The following is a 19,384-nucleotide window of genomic DNA, read 5'->3' as shown; positions in this document are numbered from 1 at the left end:
GGCCACGTTCCGGAATCGTAGGAATAATGCGCAATCGCCCGTTAGGGGGGACTTGGGGCGCGTTCCGGAAGACGTCGGGAGGTGAAGGCGGGTTCACTCGCGCGCGGCGGCGTTTCGCAGGCGGCGGCCTCACCGCCCCTACGGCCGCGCGAAACCCCGGCCGGCTACGCGCCGCGCCTAGCTGCCGCCTCTGCCGCCGCCTCCTCCGCCGCCGCGGCGTCCAGCGCCTCGGTGAGCTGGTCCAGCCGTGCCCGCAGTGCGCGGATCTCGTCCACGTCGAAGCCCGTCGCGGTGGCGATCCGGCGCGGCACCTGAAGGGCGCGCTCGCGCAGCGCGGTGCCCTCCTCGGTCAGCCGCACCTCCACCGAGCGCTCGTCGCGGGCGCTGCGCTCCCGGCGTACCAGGCCCGCCGCCTCCAGCCGCTTGAGCAGTGGCGACAGGGTGCCGGAGTCGAGGCGCAGGTGTTCGCCCAGCTTCTTCACGGGCAGGTCGCCGTGCTCCCAGAGCACCAGCATCACCAGGTACTGCGGATAGGTGAGTCCGAGGTCCTTCAGGACCACGCGGTAGACGCCGCCGAAGGCGCGGGACGCGGCGTTCAGGGAGAAGCAGATCTGCTGGTCGAGGCGGAGCCAGTCGGCCGCGGGCGTGGTCGTCATGGTTCCAGGGTAGCTCGTGCCCATCATTTAGTTGTGTCCAATTGAATTGTGTGCTCTACTTGTGGTCGTGCGGCGGCCGCGGACAGAGCCGCCGACCGTGACTCGACTCGAGAGGGATGGTTTCCCATGGACGCGCTCTACACCGCTGTCGCCACCGCCACCCACGGCCGCGAGGGCCGCGCCGTCACCAACGACGGCAAGATCGACCTCGCGCTCGCCATGCCGGTGGAGCTCGGCGGCAACGGGCAGGGCACCAACCCGGAGCAGCTCTTCGCCGCCGGGTACGCCGCCTGCTTCGGCAGCGCCCTCGGCCTCGTCGGCCGCGCGGCCAAGGTCGACGTCTCCGACGCCGCCGTCACCGCCGAGGTCGGCATAGGCAAGCAGGGCGAGGGCTTCGGCCTGAAGGTGACGCTGCGCGTCGAGCTGCCCGACACCCTGGACGAGGCGACCGGCCGCAAGCTGGTCGAGCAGGCCCACCAGGTCTGCCCCTACTCCAACGCCACCCGCGGCAACATCGACGTCGACCTCGTCATCGAGTAACCCACCCCCGGCCCGACGGTCACCCGATCCGCGCCAGCACCTCCCCCGTCTCCCGGCTCCACGCCACCACCACCGCCTCCTCCGGCACCCGCTTCCACCGCGTCAGCAGCAGCCAGCGCGCGTGGTAGCGCCGGGCGACGGCCGTGCGCCCGGCGCGGGTCGAGTCCGGGGCGAGGTAGGCGCGCACATCGGCGAGCCGGCGCTCGCGTTCCCGCTCGTCCAGGGCGGGATCGGGCCAGATCGGCGCGGCGAGGTTCGGCCCGTATCCGGGCAGCGAGCGGGGCGCGAAGTGCCCGTCGGAGATGACCACCTCGCCCTTGGCGACATGCCGTGCCACCCACGCGTACGACGGCCAGAACGACGGCTGCTCCAGCCCGATCGGGTCCAGTACGCGCGGCACGACCGCCCCGCCCTGCACGGTGAGGAACCCGACGCACGCCCCGACGGCCGCCGCCCCGCCCAGCACCTGCCGCAGCCCGCCCCACGGCCGAGGCGTCGTCAGTTCCACCGCGAGTGCGAACTGCAGCGGCACAAGGGTGAGCCCGAGGATCCTGCCGTACGTGTAGTGGCCGCTGACCCAGCCGTACGCCACCACCAGGCAGTCGAGGGTGAACAGCAGCACCAGCGGATCCCGCCAGGACCCCCGCCGCCACCGCAGCCACAGCGCCGGCAGCCCCAGCAGCGCCAGCCAGAACTGCCCGCCGAGGTCCGCGTACAGCCGACGGTGCATCCAGTCGACGCTGCTGTCCCCGGCCAGCGCGAACACGTCGAAGTACGGCCAGCCCCCGGCGACCAGCACCGCCGTGCCCGCCGTCGCCCCCCACCGCACCACCACGGCACCCCGCGCCCCCCGCCGCCACCCGCGCTGCCATCCGGCGACGAACGCCACCGCCCCCAGCGCCGCCGCCACCGCGGTGATCGGATGGACCAGCAGGATCAGCCCGTACAGCGCGCCCAGCCCGACGTACCCGGCGAGACCCGGCAGCCCGCTCGGCCCGACGTACCGCACCACCCCCCGGTCCGGCCGATGCCCGTGACCACGCCCCTGCCCCTGCCCCCGTGCCCGCGCTCCCGTCAGCGCCCATGCCCAGAAGGTCAGCCCGATGGCGAAGGCCGACGGGTAGCCGAGGTTCCCGGTCATCGACATCAGGTTCAGATAGCCGCTCCACCAGGCCCGCTCGGTCCCCCACAGCAGCGTCATCGCCCCCAGCGCGAGGACCGGCGCCCACGGCCTCGGCGTCAGCACGCGCACGAGACGGCCGATACCAGTCAGCAGCACCAGCAGGTTGAGCACGCCGGCCAGCCGCACCACCTCCCAGCCGCCCAGCCCGGTCAGCCGGGCGAACGCGCCCTGCACGACCGCGTACGGCGAGTAGTACGGGCTGCCAGCGCCCGGCAGGTCCGCCATCGGGTGGCGCGGGTGGAGCAGGTTCGCCTTGAGGCGTTCCACGACCGCCGCGTGCTGGCCCGCGTCACAGCACAACGGCACGGCCCAGTACGCCACTGACATCACCAGGAAGAAGGCGAAGCCGAAGACCTGGTACGGCGTCGGACGCCAACTGCGGCCGCCGCGCAGGGCACTCGCGCCGCGCACGGTCCTCCGGACGAGGACGCCGACGGAGGCGCCCGCGGCTCTGGTCGTGGAGTCTGTGTGGGTTTGAGGCATTTGCCGTATGTTCCCGGCCGGACCGGCCGGGGCAACGGCTCCGCCTCACATCACCTCATCGAGTGAGTCCCCGGTGCCGCCGGAGCCGGCACCCGTCCCACCTCGCCCGGCTCCACCCCGCCCGGCCGCTCCGACAGCCGCTCACCCAGCATCAGCGTCCGGACGACCCGCTCGGCGGCCAACCCGTCGTCGAACTCGCAGAACCGCTCCCGGAACCCGGCCCGCAACCGCGCCGACTCCCCGTCCTGCCACGTCCCGGACGCGAACAACCACGCCAACTCCCGGTAGGAACACGACACATGACCCGGCGCGTCGGCCGTGATGTCGAAGTAGGCGCCCCGGCTCGCCGCGTACGCCCCCCAGTCGTCGGCGTGGATCACGATCGGCCGGTCCAGGTTGGCGTAGTCGAACATCAGGGCGGAGTAGTCGGTGACCAGGACGTCGGCGGCGAGCAGCACGTCCTCGACCCGCGGTTCGTCCGTCGCGTCGATCAGCACGCCCCGCCGGTGCAGATCCGTCAGCCCCATCCCGCGAGCCGTGCCCTGCGCCAGCGACGGATGCAGCCGCACGACGAGCGTGTGGCCCGGGCCCAGGTCCCGGGCGAACCGGGCCAGGTCGATCCGGTCGACATGCCCGCCCCTGCGGTACTCCCGGCGGGTCGGCGCGTACAGCACGACGGTGTCCCCGGCGGGCACACCGAGCCGCGCACGGACGGCCTCACCGGCCTGCGGACCCGCGTCGACCAGCACGTCGTTGCGCGGGCTGCCCGTCCGCAGCGAGGTGAAGTGACACGGGTACGCCCGCTCCCACGCCAGCTCCGAGTGCCGGTTGGCGACCAGGCTGTAGTCCCAGCGGTCGGCCCGCCACAGCATCTTCGGCACGTCGAACCCGTGCCGGGCGCCGGGCTTGGTCAGCAGGTCGGCCGCCATGTACTTGAGCGGGGTGCCCTGGTGGGTCTGGACGTGGACGCTGCCGGGGCGCTTGGCCAGGGTGCCGGGCCAGTTGACGTTGTTCACCCAGTACGTGGCCCGCGCCATGACCTCGTGGTAGCGCCGCGAGCCCGGAATCACGAAGTCGGTGCCGGACGGCAGCGCGTCCACCGCGTCCTCCCGCACCACCCACACGCCCTTGATGTGCGGCGCGATCTCACGGGCCTTGGCGTGGATCGCCGCCGGATCACCCAGCACCCCGCGATGCGAGAACGCCGAGTACACGGCCAGGTCGGGATCGAGCGGCAGCCTCGACCGGGCGGCGTACCAGGCCCCTTGGGCCCGCTGTGACGCCGCCCGCGTCACCCGTCGCTTCCCGGCCCCCGCCACCCGGCGCACCTCGCGCAGCCCGCGTGCCACGGCGTACGACGCGTAGGGCGCCGTCGCCAGCAGCCGCATCTCCTTGCCGCGCCATCCGTCGGGCAGGGTGAAGCCCCCCTCCGGGACGTGACGGGCGTGGAAGGAGCGGATCTCGCGGTAGAAGTCGGGCCGGTCGGCGGGCCGCACCCGGTCCTCGCGCGCGAGCACGAACAGCATGTGGTCCAGGGCCCGTTCGAAGAGCAGCGGACGCGCCCACTCCAGGTCCGGCCGCGCTTCGACGAACGTGAACAGGCCCTCGTACTGCGGGAAGATGTCGAAGTGCCGCCGCCCCGGCGTCCTGGTGATCGCCCCCTGCCGACGCTGCCGGTACTCCACCCCGATCCGCTCCAGACAGGCGACGCGGTCGGCCAGCACCATCGAGCGGTAGGTGACGGGCGCGTCCTCGTACAGGCCCGGCGCGTAGCACAGCTCGTGCTTCAGGAAGAAGTCCCGCCGGTACGCCTTGTTCCAGGCGACCAGGAACAGACGCAGATACTCCGGGTTCTCGCGGACGCTGAAGGTGCCCGTACCCGCCGCGGCCAGCAGGTCCGCCGCAGTACTGCGGCCGCCGCGGCCCCACCAGTGGGTGCGTACGTGGTCGAAGACCAGGATGTCCGGGTCCTCGCTCGCCGCCAGACGCGCGGCCACGGCGGCCAGCAGACCCGGTGTGTAGCAGTCGTCGCTGTCGAGGAACAGGACGTAGTCGCCGCTCGCCTCCGCCAGGCCGGCGTTACGGGCCCGGCCGAGGCCCACGTTCTCCGGCAGGTGCAGCACGCGCACGCGTGCGTCGCGCTCGGCATAGCCGTCCAGGATGGCGGGGCAGCTGTCGGGGGAGCGGTCGTCGACCGCGATCACCTCGAAGTCGGTGTACGACTGCCCGAGCACCGAGTCCAGGCACTCCCGCAGGAAGCCCTGCACCTTGAAGACGGGGACGATGATGCTGAAGCGGGGCACGTCAGTTCCTCACGAGGGTCGCGGCGGCGGGGGCGGGGATGCGCTCGGCGAGCGGGATCACCGGCGGGATCGCCTCGGGCGGCTCGCCCAGCAGCACCCGGCGTACGACCCGCTCGGCGGCCTGTCCGTCGTCGAACTGGCAGAACCGCTCCCGGAACGCGGCCCGCAGGGCCCCTGCCTCCTCGTCCGCCCACGAGCCGTCACGGAAGACGGCCGCCAGCTCCCCCGGCGTCCGGGCCACCCGCCCAGGCGGCTCTTCCAGCAGGTCGAAGTAGACGCCCCGCAGCTCCCGGTAGACCTCCCAGTCGTCCGCGTACACCACGATCGGCCGGTCCAGGTTGGCGTAGTCGAACATGATCGAGGAGTAGTCGGTGATCAGCGCGTCGGCGGCCAGGCACACGTCCTCCGACGAGCGGTGCCCGGTGACGTCGATGACCCGGCCGCCGCCGCGCGCGCCGCCCCGGTCGTAGAAGTAGTGGGCGCGCAGCAGCACCACGTACTCGTCGCCGATCTCCTCGCACAGCGCGTCGAGGTCCAGGCTGGTCTCGAAGCCGGTGGTGTGGTCGCGGTGCGTCGGCGCGTAGAGCAGGGCCTTCTTGCCCTCGGGGACGCCGAGTTCGCGGCGGACGCGGGCGACGTCGGCGGCGGTCGACGTGTAGTAGGCGTCGTTGCGCGGATAGCCGTACTCGAGGGTCTCGTGCGCGGCGGGGAACGCGCTCTCCCACATCTGGGTGGAGTGCCGGTTGGAGGTCAGGTTGTAGTCCCAGCGGTCGACGCGGGCCAGCATCTTGGCGAAGCTGCCGGTGGCAGCGGCCACCACGGGGTAGGTCGCCTGGTCGGCGCCCATCTTCTTCAGCGGGGTGCCGTGCTGGGTCGACAGATGTACGCTGCCTCCGCGCTTGACCACGGCGTCCGCGAAGTTGGCGTTGTTGATCAGGTACTTGGCGCGGGCGAGCACGTCCCAGTACTTCCGGCTGCCGATGACCGCGTACTCCACGTCGCTCGGCATGCTGTCCACCGCGTCCGGCTCGACCAGGAACACCGAGCGCAGATGCGGGGCCAGCTCCCGCGCCTTGGCGTGGATCGCGGCGGGGTTGCAGGTGTAGCCCCGGCCCCAGTACGTGCAGTACACGGCGAGGTTCTGGTCCAGGCGGCGGCGCAGCTGCAGGCGGTAGCGCAGCCGGGTGCGCAGCCCGCGCGGGCGCGGAACGGACGAAGTGACCCTCAGCGCGGCCTGGTTGGCACCGCGCAGCACCCGGAACACCGTGTACGCCCCTTGCGCCAGCAGCCGGTGCTGGACCCCGACGCTTCCGCCCGGCGCACGGAACCCGGCGGGCCGGTACCGCCGGTAGAGCCCGCTCGCCCGCCGGAAGAAGGCACGGCGCCGGTGCGGCAGCCGGCGCGGATGGGCGGCCGTCTTCAGTACGGCGGCGAAGAGCTGCTCGAACAACGGACCGAACCGTCGCGCGGACAGCCCGTGCTCGGCGGCCCGCGCGAGCACCAGCTCGGCCTGGTCGAGCAGCTCGAAGTGGTGCTCCCCGGGGAGGTTCAGCCGGTTGCCCTGCCGCCGCAGCAGATGCCGGACGACCACCTGCCGCAGCACCGCCATGCGCTCGGCGCACAGCACGACCAGCCCGCCGAAGCCGACGTCGGTGAAGTGGCCTTCGGGGAAGGTGAGTTCCTGGTCCAGCAGGAAGACCCGCCGGTAGGCCGCACTCCACGCCGGGAGCTGGACGCCCGTCAGCCCGGCCGCCTCGCGCGGTGCGAAGACCCCGCCCGGCGCCCGCGCCAGCAGCGGCGCTGCCGGATTGCTCGGCTCACCCGTCCACCACGGGGTCCGCTCGTGCTCGAAGTACAGGACGTCCACGTCACCGGTCTCGCGCAGCCGGGCGTCCAGCGCCGCCAGCCCGCCCGGCACCAGCACGTCGTCGCCGTCCAGGAACAGCAGCCAGTCGCCCAGCGCCGCCCGCAGCCCCGCGTTGCGCGCCCCCGCCAGACCGGCCGTCGGCGGCGCGTGCACGGGCGCCACCCGGCAGTCCCGCTCGGCGTACCCGGCGGCCACGTCCGCCGCCGGTGAGCCCGGGGCGTCACAGACCGGGATCAGCTCGAAGTCGCCGAAGGACTGGCCGAGCACCGAGTCCAGCGCCTGGGACAGCCGGCCGGCGACCCCATGGGACGGAACGATGATGCTGAAGCGGGGCATACTGCTCTTTCTGTCAGTGGTCTGGCGGCAGGGTTCTTCAGGAGGCAGGGGGACGCCCTCCGTCGACCGAAGCCGGCCGAGCGAAGTCCGCTCCGGTTGGGCAGTGCCCCAAGGGGCGCGGGTCGTGTCCATCTGCGGCTCCGCCGCGTGGGCGCGACCAGCCCCCACCGGCCCGCGGATTGATGACCGTCCCCTGCGGAGCACTTGGCACCGGGTGGCGCCGGTCCAGGGGCACGACCGGCGGCAAGCCGGTCTCGCCCAGCACCACATGCCGTACGACCCGCTCGGCGGCGCGCCCGTCGTCGTGGGGGCAGAACCGCTCCCGGAACGCCGACCGCAGCTGCACGGACCGCGAGCCCCGCCAGTGCCCGGTGGCGAAGATGTCGATCAGCTCGTCCTCACTGCGCGCCACCGCGCCCGGCGGGAAGGACCGCAGGTCGAAGTAGGTGCCACGGGCGGCCTCGTACGCCTCGGCGTCGTCGGAGTGGATGACGATCGGCCGGTCGAGGTTGGCGTAGTCGAACATGAGGGACGAGTAGTCGGTGACCAGGGCGTCCGAGGCGAGGCACAGCGCCTCGACGCTCGGGTGGTCGGTGACGTCGATGAGCCGGCCGGGCTCGGTGGCGTCGGTGAGCGGGCCGCCGTGCCGGTGGTGGGCGCGGGCCAGGACGACGTAGCGGGGGCCCAGGCGGCGCAGGACGCGGGGCAGGTCGAGCGCGGTGCGCTGGGTGCGGCGGTAGTCGCGGTGGGTGGGGGCGTAGAGGATCACCACCGAGCCCTCGGGGATGCCGAGCTGGTCACGGATCCGGGCCACGTCCGCCGACGTCGCCTGCTGGAAGACGTCGTCGCGCGGACTGCCGTACTCCAGGGTCCGGTACGTGCCCGGGTGGACGCGTTCCCAGGTCAGGGTGGAGTGGCGGTTGGCGGAGACCACGTAGTCCCACTTGTCGACGTTGTCGAGGAGCTCGTCGACGTCCAGGTCACCCGCGGCGGCCGGGCGTTCCCGCAGGTCCAGGCCCTGGTGCTTGAGCGGTGTGCCCCGCTGGGTCTGTACGAAGACCTGGCCGGGGCGCTTGACCAGACGGCGGTCGAAACCGGCGTTGTGGACGAGGTACTTGGAGCGGGCCAGGGCCGTCCAGTAGGCGGCTGAACCGGGCCGCAGACGGCGGGTGCCGGACGGTACGGCGTCGGTCTGCTCGGTTTCGGCGACCCAGGCCGTGCGGATGTGCGGCGCGTGGGTGCGGAAGGCCTGCTCCAGGGCGCCCGGGTGGCAGCCGTGACCGCGGACGCCCCGGGCGGCGAACACGGCACGGTCGGCGCGCACGGGGAGGCCGCGCTGGATCCGGTAGTGCAGCCGCAGGACGGCCGAGCGCAGGCCCTTCAGCAGCCGGTCCGTGACCTTGGCGGTACGCCGGACCACGGAGAACGTCAGCTGCAGCGCGCGGTACGTGCGGTGCAGCCCCAGCCGGACCAGGGTGTGGTGGACGCGGGCGCGCGGTGGTACGGGGACGCCGGGGGAGCGGTAACGGCGGTAGTGGGTGCGGGCCTTGCGCAGGAACGCGGCGCGGCTGCGGCGCGGGAGACGGTCGCGCCGGGCGAACACCACCACCAGGTGATGGACCATCCGACGGAACAACATCGGCCGCCAGCGGTCGAGTTCGGGGTTCCGGTCGACGTACGCGAAGACCCGCTCGTACTGCTCGAAGATGTCGAAGTGCCGGGGGCTGACCGTGCCGAGGATGGCACCCCGGCGCCGCTGCCGGTAGTGCACGCACACCCGGTCCAGGGTCGCGATCGACTCCGCCGTCATCAGGACCGGGTACGTCCACGGCGTGTCCTCGTAGTAGCCGGGCGGGAAGGCGAAGCCCTCCTCCTCGACGAACTCCCGGCGGTACGCCTTGTTCCAGGCGACCATCAGCAGCCGCAGCAGCCCCGGCCGGTCCGCCAGCCGGAACGGTGCCGGGCCCTCCTCCGAGAGCAGGGTCGCGACCTGGTTGCGGATCGTCTCGCCGGTCCAGAAGGTCCGCGCGTAGTCGTAGACCAGGACGTCCGGCTCACCGGTCTCCTTCAGCCGGTCGGCGATCGCGTGCAGGGCGTCGGGGGTGAGGGTGTCGTCGCTGTCCAGGAAGATCAGGTAGTCGCCGGTGGCCGCCGCGACACCGGCGTTGCGAGCCGGCCCGAGGCCCTGGTTCTCGGTGAGGTGCACGGGACGTACGCGCTGGTCGCGGGCCGCGAACTCGTCGATGATCGCGCCGCACGCGTCCGGCGAGCAGTCGTCGACGGCGATCACTTCGAGATCGGGGTACGACTGGGAGAGCACAGACTCCAGGCACTCGTGCAGGTAGGCCTGAACCTTGTACGCGGGGACGATGACACTGAACCTGGGCAAGGGACATCCACTTGGTCGACCGGGACGGTGGGCGGTGAGCGCGCCTTGCCCGGCAACGGCCAATGGAGTGACTTGGTTACGGAGAGGTACGGCATACGGGGGATCACGGATGAGCTAAAGGGGGGCGGCCCGACGACGGTCCGCCCCCCTCAAGTGTGCTGTGCCTGCCGCTACTTGACCGCGCCCGCCATCACGCCGGACACGAACTGCCGCTGGAACGCGAAGAACACGACCAGCGGGATCACCATCGAGATGAAAGCGCCGGGCGCCAGGATGTCGATGTTGTTGCCGAACTGCCGTACCTGGGTCTGCAACGCGACCGTGATCGGCTGGCTGTCGGCATCCGTGAAGATCAACGCGACCAGCATGTCGTTCCACACCCACAGGAACTGGAAGATGCCGAGCGCGGCGATCGCCGGACCGCCGAGCGGCATCACGACACGGAAGAACAACCGCAGTTCACCGGCGCCGTCCAGGCGCGCGGCCTCCAGCAGTTCCCGTGGGATCTCCGCGAAGAAGTTCCGCAGCAGGAAGACGGCGAACGGCAGCCCGAAGCCGACGTGGAAGAGGATCACGCCGATCAGCGAGCCGAAGATGCCGATGTTGCCGAACAGTTCGGCGATCGGGATCAGCGCCACCTGCACCGGCACCACCAGCAGCCCGACCACGCCCAGGAACCACCAGTCGCGGCCAGGGAACTCCATCCAGGCGAACGCGTAGCCCGCGAGCGAGCCGATGACCACGACCAGGACCGTCGCCGGGACGGTGATCAGCACGGTGTTGAGGATCGAGTCGGTGATGTCGCTGTTGCCGAGGAGCTTGTCGTAGCTCTCGAAGGTGAGCTGGGAGGGCTTGCTGAAGACCTCCCACCAGCCGCTCACCGTCATCTCCTCCGGCGGCCGCAGCGACGACAGCAGCAGACCGATCGTCGGGACCAGCCAGAACAGGCCGACGACGATGAGGAACACCCGCACCAGCCCACCGCTGACGAACCCCGCGAGCCGCCCGCCGAGCGACTGCTCCCCCTTCACGACCGTGAGCGGCTCCGACGCCCCCTTGCCGAGCCCGCCGACATCGGAACTCATCGCCGCACCTCCCGCCGCAGCCTACGCACGTTGAACCACATCACCGGGATCACCAGCAGCAGCAGGAACACCGCGATGGCGCTGGCGATGCCCGGCTGGTCCTCGGAGAAGCCCTTGCGGTAGAGCTCCAGGGCGAGGACGTTCGCGTCGTCCTGGGAGGAGCCCGGGGCGATGATGAAGACCAGGTCGAAGACCTTCAGGACGTTGATCATCAAGGTGACGGTGACGACCGCGAGGACCGGCGCCAGCAGGGGCACGGTGACCCTGCGGAACACCTGCCACTCGTTGGCGCCGTCGACGCGGGCCGCCTCCAGCAGGTCGCGCGGGATGCCCGCGAGCCCGGCCGCGATCAGCACCATCGCGAAACCGGCCCACATCCAGATGTACGAGGCGATGATGGACGGCGTGACGAGGGACGGGCCGAGCCAGTCCACGCCGTTGTACGGCTCCTTGAAGTTGTCCGGCGGCAGCCGCAGTTGGGCCCCTTCGGCGGCGGCCGGCAGCGTGAACGTACCGTCGTCGGCGGCGTTCGTGGAGGCGACGACCTTGCCGTCCTTGACGGCCTCGATCTTCATCCCGGCGTAGCCCAGCTCGGACGCGTCGACCCCGCCGAGCGTGCCGACGCCCTTGCCGCGTGTGAAGTCCTGCCAGGTGGTGCCGGTGATGCCGGCCGGATCGGCCTTCGCCTGTACGGCCTTCTTCGCGTCGTCCGGCATCAGGTCGGGGGCGACGCCCACGAGGGGCAGGGAGACCGGGGTGCCGGCGCTGACGGTGGCCTTCGTGATGAAGCCGCCGCCCGGCGCCGCTTCGAGCGGCGACTCCCGGCCCGGGTGGGCCTTCGGGAACGCAGACGCCTGCGCGAAGGTGTCATGGACGCCCACCCACACCGCGTTCGCGACGCCCTTGTCCGGGTCCTGGTCGTAGACCAGCCGGAAGATGATGCCCGCCGCCAGCATCGAGATCGCCATCGGCATGAAGACGACCAGCTTGAACGCCGTGCCCCAGCGGACCCGTTCGGTCAGCACCGCGAAGATCAGACCGAGCGCGGTGGCGACGGTCGGGGCGAACACCACCCAGATGACGTTGTTCTTCAGGGCCGTGCGGATGCCGTCGTCCGTGAAGAGCGCCTGGTAGTTGTCGAACCCGGCGAAGCCGTCGCCGGACTGGTCGTAGAAGCTGCGGAGGACCGAGTACCCGATCGGGTAGACCACGAGCGCGCCGAGCAGCACGAGGGCGGGCAGCAGGAACAGCGCCGCCACGGCCCTGCGGGTGCCGGTCACGCTCCTGCGCGACTTGGGTGCGGCAGGAGGCGCGCCGCCCCCTGCCGTTTCAGTCGACGCCACCGCGTCAGTTTCCGTACGCCGCGGCCGCGTCGGCTTCCAGCTTCGCCTGTGCCCCCGCGACGTCCGACGGGTTCTTCAGGAAGTCCTGCAGGGCCTTCCACTCGCCCTTGCCGGGAGTGCCGCCGAACGCCTGCGGGGCCTGGTCCGACATGTCGAAGCGGAAGTCGTCACCGGAGTCGATGAGCGCCTTGGCGATCTTCCGCTGGACGTCGTTCGGGTACGCCGAGTTGTCGACGTTCTTGTTCGGTGAGAGATAGCCGCCGAGCTTCGCCTGGATCGTCGCCGCGTCCGGGGAGGCGAGCCAGGTGGCCAGCGCCTGCGCCGCCTTGGAGTCCTGGAGGATGACGGCCGCGTCGCCGCCGGACACCACGGGCGCCGTGTCACCGACGGTCGGGAACGGGAACACCTTCGCGTCCGTGCCCACCTCGGCCTTGGCCTGCACGATGTTGACCTGCGCGAAGTCGCCCTCGTAGACCATGGCGGCCTTCGGCTGGTCGCCACCGGTGAAGGTCTGGGTGACGGAGGCCGGGAAGTCCGTCTGGAGGGCGCCGGTCGCGCCGCCCGCCACATAGTCCTTCTTGCCCCACACCTGGGCGAGCGTGGTCAGCGCGTCCTTCACGGACGGGTCGGTCCACTTGATCTCGTGCCTGGCCAGCTGGTCGTACTTCTGCGGACCGGCCTGGGAGAGATAGACGTTCTCGAACCAGTCGGTGAGGGTCCAGCCCTCGGCGCCGCCGACCGAGAACGGCGTGACACCGGAGTCGTAGACGGTCTGGGCGGTGGTGAGCAGCTCGTCCCACGTCTTGGGCTCGGTGGCCCCGGCGTTCTCGAAGACCTGGTTGTTGTACCAGATCAGGGACTTGTTGGCGGCCTTGTAGTAGACGCCGTACTGCTTGTTGCCGACCTTGCCGATGTCCTGCCAGCCCTGCGAGTAGTTCTCCTGGAGCTCCTTGATCGCGTCGGCGCCGAGGGGCTTGGCCCACTTCTTCTCGACGGCCTGCTTGATCGCGCCGGGCTGCGGAAGCATCGCGATGTCCGGCGGCTGGCCGCCCGCGACCTTCGAGCCGAGGAAGTTGATGATCGGGTCCTGTGCCGGCACGAAGGTCACCTTGGCGCCCGTGCGCTTCTCGAACTCCGCGAGGACCTTCTTGAAGTTCGCCTGTTCGGCACCGGTCCAGACGGCGGCGACCTCCAGGGACTCGCCGTTCAACTTGGGAAGGGTGACGGTGCTGCCGGTCTCCTTACCGGTCCCGCCCTCTTCGTTGCCGCTGCCGTTGTCGCCATCGCCGCCGCATGCGGTGAGCGAGACCGCGAGGGCGCCCGCGAGTACGGCCGCCGCGGCCCGTGCGGCCCTGCTTGTCCGGTTCCTGCTGCTCGTGCTGCGCATGACTGCCCCGTTCTTCGTGCCTCGTCGAACGTTCGAGCGCTGTCCCGTGCGATCTGGTCTACGCCCTGGGTTTGGGGGCGGCAAGACCGCGTCCGCTGTCAAGCAGGGGATCGTGACCGCCTCGTGACCAGGGGGCCTGCGTTCGTGTGAACGTCGCTGGGGGCTGCCGCCCCCAGACCCCCGCTATCGGCCTGAACGGCCTCGTCCTCAATCGCCGGACGGACTGAATGTCGCTGACCGGCGCTACAGAAGCGAGGGCACTTCGGCTGCGGAGACCTCCCGAGCCGCCCGCTCCAGCGCGCTGGCCAGCAACGCCAGATCCGTGGGCCCGTTGCCCAGCTCGCGGACCGGACGGCGGGCCGGCGGATCGCCCATGCGGTGCCACTCCAGCGGCACGACCGTGGGCCGCAGCGTCGCCGTCCGCGGGATACGCCCCGTGACCCGGCCGCCCTGGAACGACACCGCTCTCCCGTCCGCCCGGGTCAGCCGCCCACGCCCAGGCGCCGGCTCGTCCGGCCCTGACGTGACCGCGTCCAGCGTCACCCGCAGCGTCGCCCGGCGGGCCGGCTCCGACTCCGCCGTACGGCCCCCGACACCCGCGGCGGCCACCAGATGCACCCCGAGCCGCTCGCCCTCCCGGGCCACGGCCTCCAGCGCGCGGATCACCGAACCCGCGGCGGGCCTGCCGGTCGACCCCAGCGCGGGCGAGAGCAGCGCGTCCAGGTCGTCCACGACCACGACGAGCCGGGGCAGCGGCGGCACGGCCTGCGCCTCGGCCTGCCGACGGGCCGCACCCGGCCGCAGCCGGATCGTCGAACTGGGCGGCGAGTCCAGATCCCCCGTGAAGTCACGGCCCCCCGCACCGGCTCCGGCGCCGCCCGCCGCGCGCTGTGCGACCACCCGGCCCGACAGCGCACGCCCCGTGTGCCACTCGGTGAAGTCCGACCGTCCCAGCAGCTCGGCGCGCCGCTTCAGCTCCGCGCTCAGCGACTGGGCGAACTCCCGCATCCGGACGGGGTCGTTGGCGGTGAGATGGGTGGTGACATGGGGGACGTCCGTGCAGACCCGCAGCCCGTCGCCGTGCGCGCCGCCCGCGCCGACGCCGTCCCGGCCGTCTATCAGCACGACGCCCAGCCGGTCCGGCCGCTCGGCCGCGGCCAGCGAGGCGACGACGGCCCGCAGCAGCTCCGTACGCCCGCTGCCGGGCGGCCCCTCGATCAGCAGGTGCGGTCCGTCGGCCGCGAGGTCCACGCCGACCGGGCCGCGGGGCCCGGCCCCGAGCACGGCACACGCCCGCCCGCCGAGGGCTTGCGGATCGTCGGCGGCGTCGGCCCACCGTGCCATCAGCGACGCCGGGGTGGCCCGGGCCAGCCCCAGCTCGTCCAGCAGCCGCGCCGCCTGAGGCAACGGCACCGACACGCGCGCGTGCCGCTCCCCTACGGCTCCCTCCGTACGCAACGGCGCCAAGGCCCGCGCGAACCGCTCCGCCCAGGCGAGGGAGACGGCGTCCACCGCGGCGACGGTGCCGTGCCCGACGGGACCGTGGACGGGGGAGGCGGCGGGGCCGTTGTCCGGGGAGCTGTGGCCGGGCGGGTCGGGGACGGCGCCCGAGCCGTGGTCGGGCGTGTCACCGGTTGCCTGCGCGAATGCCGGGACCGCCCCGCCCCGGGCCACCCGCACCAGCCGCAGCGCCGTCGCCACATCACCGCTCAGCAGCCCGACCGCCCCGCACTCGCGGAACGCCGGCGCCGCCGTGCACGCCGCCTCAAAGGTCTCCGTCACCGGTGACGCGGGCGAGGCCGCGGCCGTCTCGGCGAGGCAGACCACGTGAATACCGGCCCGCGGGCCTTCCAGCGCCAGCCTGGCCACCGCCTCCCGCAGATCGGCGCCCCCGGGATCGCCGTCGACGACGACCACCGTGTACGGCCCCGCGAACCCGTCCGCCGTCCTTTCGCCCGACTCGTCGTCCCGCGCCCAGGAAGGCCGGCGATCGCCACGCCGGTCCGGGTCCCGGCCGTCCGGGACGGCGGACGGCGTCCGGGCCGGGCTCGCGCCGCAGGCCCCGTCGCCCGGCCCCTCCGCCAGGTCGTCCAGCCGCCGCAGCAGCTCCTCCGTGCGGGCCGTCGCCTGCTCGCGGTCGTAGGCCAGCAGCAGCCGGCAGTCCTGGCCGTGCCCGGGCCGGACATGCGGGAGCCAGCCCAGCCAGGCCCACTCGGCGGTGCGTTCCTCCAGGGGGCGGGAGCGGTCCGCGCTGATCAGGACCGTTTCCAGCACGTCCGGCGAGTGCAGCGCGGCGAGCTGGGCGATCACCGCGCGGGCCAGCCCGGCGAGCCGCTCGCGCGGACCTGCCAGCCCCAGCGCCCCGACCTCCCGCAGATCGGCGGTCATGGGTACGGCGGGCAGCAGCCCCGAGCCGTCGGGTGCCGCGCGGTCGGCGGTGCCGAGCCGCACCGTGAGCGCCTCCGGGTGACCCGGTGCGCGCTCCCACAGCCGGGGGCCGGGGCCGAGGGCCGTCAGCAGCAGTGTCGCCGGGTCCGGCCAGGTCTCCGGCTGCCGGGAGCCCGTCGTCGCCTTCGGGAGCCCGGACGCCTCGGCGGGCGGCATCTCGTCGTCGTACGCCTCATGCCCGGTCGCCGCGCCCTGCTCGCCGCGGCCGCCCGTCAGCCGTCGCGCCCATGCCGTGAGCCCGCCGCGCCTGCGCACGCCGGGCGGCACGTCGGTGCCCCGCAGCGGGGTGCCCTTGCGGCGGCTGCCGACGGCTCCGCCCTCGGGGCTCCCGTCCTCGTCCTCGAAACCCCCGTCTAGCGCGCCCACTCCGAAGCCCGCGCCATGGGTGTCGCCCGCGCGCGGTGCCGGGAGCGCTCTGCCGGACCCGCCGTCCCGTTCGATCCGCGGCGCCCCGCCCTGCCCCGGCACGACGGGCGGCTCGACCGGGCCGTGGTCACGGGCGGTCGTGTCTCCGCCGTCCGCCACGCGCGCGTGGGGCACCGGCGCACCGGCTCCCGAGGGCGGGCCGGCCACCGCGTCGACGCCCTGGCCGACGGCCGGGACGCGGGTGTGCCCCTCGCCGTCCGGCTCCGTCCGCACGCGCGCTCCCGGGCCGCCGGCCGGAGCCAGCCGCAGCGCCGACTCCCCGATCCGCAACAGCGCGCCCGGTACGAACCGCACCGGGCGGGTGGTCACGCGGGTGCCGTCCAGCGTCGTGCCGTTGGTGGAGCCGAGGTCGGTCACCGAGACGCGGCCGTCGGCGGCGACCGTGACCGCGCAGTGCAGCCGGGAGACGTCCGGGTCGTCGAGCGGTACGTCGGCCTCGGCCGAGCGCCCGATGCGGATCTCGCCGCCGTGCAGCAGATGAACCCCGCCCGCGTCCGGGCCGGCCACGACCTGGAGCTGGGTCGGGGCGTCGTCCAGCTCGGGGTGGGGTTCGGGCGCCGGCGGGGCGCCCAGGGACAGCACCGCGCCGTCTATCAAGGGGGGCTCGCCGAGGGTGCTGCGCCGGTCGTCGAGCCGCTCCGCGCCCGCGTACAGCACGATGGGGCCGTCGCCCGCGGACACCGCCGAGGCGAGCGCCGACGCCACCGCTGCCAGGGCCGTACCCGCTGGCGCCGTGACCAGCACGTCGCAGCTCGCGGCGCGTCCTCGCGCCGGGGCGGACGGGGCCAGCGGGTCTACGACGGTCAGCCGGATCTGCATCGGCGTCAGCGGTCCCTTCTGCGAGGGCGCCAACCACCCCCACCCCACACGAGCACATCGGCCAGTACTCCACGCACTGCACGCATCCTCGCACCTGCCACTGACAACGCGCCCCCCGGCCGAAGGCAAGTGATCTTGATTGGTCGGCTCTGCCCGCAAAAGTGCCTGACAAGTGCACCGTCGGCGATCAGTTGAGATCGCTCACTTCCGCTTGCGGCAACCACGAGACAGAGCCGAGCGTCTTTCCTTCGAACATGTACGGGAAGCCATACGTAAGACGCACAGAATGACGACAGGCCGGTGCCCGGGGGCACGGCACTACAGTGGTTCGGAACGTAGGCAAGCAGCAGGGAGCGCGACGTGCGGCCGGTAGGCAGCAAGTACTTCCTCGAGGAGCCGCTCGGTCGCGGCGCCACGGGGACCGTCTGGCGAGCCCGCCAGCGGGAGACCGCGGGCGCCGAGGCGGCCGTGCAGGGTCAGCCCGGCGAGACCGTCGCGATCAAGGTCCTCAAGGAGGAGCTCGCCAGCGACGCGGACATCGTCATGCGGTTCCTGCGGGAGCGCTCCGTCCTGCTCCGGCTGACCCACCCCAACATCGTCCGGGTCCGTGACCTGGTCGTCGAGGGCGAGCTGCTGGCCCTGGTCATGGACCTCGTCGACGGCCCCGACCTGCACCGCTACCTGCGCGAGAACGGCCCCTTCACCCCGGTCGCCGCCGCCCTGCTCACCGCGCAGATCGCCGATGCCCTCGCCGCCAGCCACGCCGACGGCGTCGTCCACCGCGACCTGAAGCCCGCCAACGTCCTGCTGGAGCAGAACGGCGGCCAGATGCACCCGATGCTGACCGACTTCGGCATCGCCCGCCTCGCCGACTCCCCGGGCCTGACGCGCACCCACGAGTTCGTCGGCACGCCCGCGTACATCGCGCCCGAGTCCGCCGAGGGTCGCCCGCAGACCTCGGCGGTCGACATCTACGGCGCCGGAATCCTGCTCTACGAGCTGGTCACCGGCCGTCCGCCGTTCGCCGGCGCTTCGGCCCTGGAAGTCCTGCACCAGCACCTGAGCGCCGAGCCGCGCCGCCCGTCCACGGTCCCCGACCCGCTCTGGACGGTCATAGAACGCTGCCTGCGCAAGAACCCCGAGGAACGGCCCAGCGCCGAGAACCTCGCCCGTGGCCTGCGCGTCGTCGCCGAGGGCATCGGCGTGCACGCGAACTCCGCGCAGATCGCCGCCGCCGAGGGCGTCGCCGCGCTGCTCGCGCCCGACCCCGCGCCGGCCACCGTGCCGGGCTCGGCCGACCCCACCCAGGTGCTGCAGCACGGCGCGGCGCCGGGGGCGTACGACCCGAACGGCGCGACCAGCGTCCTGCCGCACACCGGTGCCCCCGGCCCGGCGGGCGCCGCCGACCCGACGGCCGTGATGCCGTCGATGCCGCCGGGCCCGCCCGGACAGCAGCCCGGTCAGCCCGGCCCCGAGGAGCCGCACCCCTGGCAGAACCAGCTTCGGGCCGCCCGGGACCGCAACGAGCAGACCCAGGTCCAGTACCTCGACCCCAACCAGGACCCGCTGCGCCGCCGCCCCCAGCGCCAGGTCGCCCGCCCGCAGCAGCAGCCGCAGCGCCCGCCGCAGGGCCGCGGACAGCAGGGCTACGGCTATCCGCAACAGCACCAGCCGCAGCCGTACGCCCCACCGCGCCAGCCCCAGCAGCAGCCGCAGCAGCCCCAGCGGTACGCCCCGCCGCCCACGCCGGAGCCGCAGCGGCCGCAGCGCGAGCCGCGTCAGCCCCGGCAGCGCAGCGCCAACCCGATGCGGATCCCCGGGCTCGGCTGCCTCAAGGGCTGCCTGTTCACGATCATCATCCTCTTCGTCGCGGGCTGGCTGATCTGGGAGCTGAGCCCGTTGCAGGACTGGATCGGCACGGGCAAGGGCTACTGGCAGCAGCTCAGCGACTGGTTCACCACCGTGACCGGGTGGATCGGGGACCTGGGCGGGGGCTCGGGCACCAGCTGACCCTCGGTCACCACCCGGCCGGCGTCGACTGGTTTGGTTATTTGTCGACATCTGGCGGGTGATTTCCGCCTCGACGGTGAAGGTTGGCTCTTCGGACGCGTAGTTTTAG

Annotated in this window: 11 protein-coding genes; 2 read left to right on the top strand and 9 right to left on the bottom strand. The window is 72.7% G+C overall.

All coding sequences use genetic code 11. The features are described 5' to 3' along the window. Window positions 1-164: 164 nt before the first annotated feature. Entirely contained in the window at window positions 165-656 is a 492-nt protein-coding gene (locus ACZ4UU_RS15710) for a MarR family winged helix-turn-helix transcriptional regulator (protein WP_468040112.1), read from the bottom strand. Window positions 657-782: 126 nt separating this feature from the next. Between ACZ4UU_RS15710 and ACZ4UU_RS15705 the strand changes: the two genes are divergently transcribed. Further along, window positions 783-1,196 carry an organic hydroperoxide resistance protein gene (locus ACZ4UU_RS15705; RefSeq protein ID WP_468040110.1) on the top strand — a complete coding sequence of 138 codons (414 nt, stop codon included), beginning with the start codon at window positions 783-785 and terminating at the stop codon, window positions 1,194-1,196. A 19-nt stretch (window positions 1,197-1,215) separates the two neighbouring features. On the opposite strand, the gene ACZ4UU_RS15700 is transcribed toward ACZ4UU_RS15705, so the two are convergent. The 8 genes from ACZ4UU_RS15700 to ACZ4UU_RS15665 form a co-directional block, all read right to left on the bottom strand. Then, window positions 1,216-2,862 carry a hypothetical protein gene (locus tag ACZ4UU_RS15700; protein ID WP_468040109.1) on the bottom strand — a complete coding sequence of 549 codons (1,647 nt, stop codon included), beginning with the start codon at window positions 2,860-2,862 and terminating at the stop codon, window positions 1,216-1,218. A 50-nt stretch (window positions 2,863-2,912) separates the two neighbouring features. Beyond that, a complete protein-coding gene (locus tag ACZ4UU_RS15695; protein ID WP_468040108.1) occupies window positions 2,913-5,165 on the bottom strand; it encodes a bifunctional glycosyltransferase/CDP-glycerol:glycerophosphate glycerophosphotransferase in 2,253 nt (750 codons plus the stop codon). 1 nt (window position 5,166) lies between these two features. After that, a complete protein-coding gene (locus ACZ4UU_RS15690; RefSeq protein ID WP_468040107.1) occupies window positions 5,167-7,368 on the bottom strand; it encodes a bifunctional glycosyltransferase/CDP-glycerol:glycerophosphate glycerophosphotransferase in 2,202 nt (733 codons plus the stop codon). Between the two features lie 37 nt (window positions 7,369-7,405). Beyond that, on the bottom strand, window positions 7,406-9,757 hold the full coding sequence (locus ACZ4UU_RS15685; protein ID WP_468040105.1) for a bifunctional glycosyltransferase/CDP-glycerol:glycerophosphate glycerophosphotransferase: 2,352 nt from the start codon (window positions 9,755-9,757) through the stop codon (window positions 7,406-7,408). Window positions 9,758-9,927: 170 nt separating this feature from the next. Further along, complete coding sequence (locus ACZ4UU_RS15680) at window positions 9,928-10,842, bottom strand: carbohydrate ABC transporter permease (protein WP_468040104.1); 915 nt, start codon at window positions 10,840-10,842, stop codon at window positions 9,928-9,930. After that, complete coding sequence (locus tag ACZ4UU_RS15675) at window positions 10,839-12,122, bottom strand: carbohydrate ABC transporter permease (RefSeq protein WP_468040240.1); 1,284 nt, start codon at window positions 12,120-12,122, stop codon at window positions 10,839-10,841. The genes ACZ4UU_RS15680 and ACZ4UU_RS15675 overlap by 4 nt, the downstream gene beginning before the upstream one ends. Window positions 12,123-12,189: 67 nt before the next feature. Continuing rightward, window positions 12,190-13,572, bottom strand: a complete 1,383-nt coding sequence (locus ACZ4UU_RS15670) for an ABC transporter substrate-binding protein (protein ID WP_468040102.1) — start codon at window positions 13,570-13,572, stop codon at window positions 12,190-12,192. 243 nt (window positions 13,573-13,815) lie between these two features. Continuing rightward, window positions 13,816-17,265, bottom strand: a complete 3,450-nt coding sequence (locus ACZ4UU_RS15665) for an FHA domain-containing protein (protein ID WP_468040100.1) — start codon at window positions 17,263-17,265, stop codon at window positions 13,816-13,818. A 360-nt stretch (window positions 17,266-17,625) separates the two neighbouring features. Here ACZ4UU_RS15665 and ACZ4UU_RS15660 point away from each other — a divergent pair, with 360 nt between their 5' ends. After that, window positions 17,626-19,275, top strand: coding sequence for a serine/threonine-protein kinase (locus ACZ4UU_RS15660; protein WP_468040099.1), 1,650 nt, complete (start codon window positions 17,626-17,628; stop codon window positions 19,273-19,275). Window positions 19,276-19,384: the final 109 nt, after the last annotated feature.

It is taken from the genome of Streptomyces sp. NPDC028907, from assembly GCF_055564995.1.
The sequence above is the reverse complement of the archived record's forward strand: the minus strand, read 5'-3'. Positions and strand labels throughout refer to the sequence as shown.

What these genes read in the sequence shown, in the direction of transcription:
- ACZ4UU_RS15710 (WP_468040112.1), bottom strand. Translation starts at nt 656, where the DNA reads ATGACGACCACGCCCGCGGCCGACTGGCTCCGCCTCGACCAGCAGATC.
- ACZ4UU_RS15705 (WP_468040110.1), top strand. Translation starts at nt 783, where the DNA reads ATGGACGCGCTCTACACCGCTGTCGCCACCGCCACCCACGGCCGCGAG.
- ACZ4UU_RS15700 (WP_468040109.1), bottom strand. Translation starts at nt 2,862, where the DNA reads ATGCCTCAAACCCACACAGACTCCACGACCAGAGCCGCGGGCGCCTCC.
- ACZ4UU_RS15690 (WP_468040107.1), bottom strand. Translation starts at nt 7,368, where the DNA reads ATGCCCCGCTTCAGCATCATCGTTCCGTCCCATGGGGTCGCCGGCCGG.
- ACZ4UU_RS15680 (WP_468040104.1), bottom strand. Translation starts at nt 10,842, where the DNA reads ATGAGTTCCGATGTCGGCGGGCTCGGCAAGGGGGCGTCGGAGCCGCTC.
- ACZ4UU_RS15670 (WP_468040102.1), bottom strand. Translation starts at nt 13,572, where the DNA reads ATGCGCAGCACGAGCAGCAGGAACCGGACAAGCAGGGCCGCACGGGCC.
- ACZ4UU_RS15665 (WP_468040100.1), bottom strand. Translation starts at nt 17,265, where the DNA reads ATGCAGATCCGGCTGACCGTCGTAGACCCGCTGGCCCCGTCCGCCCCG.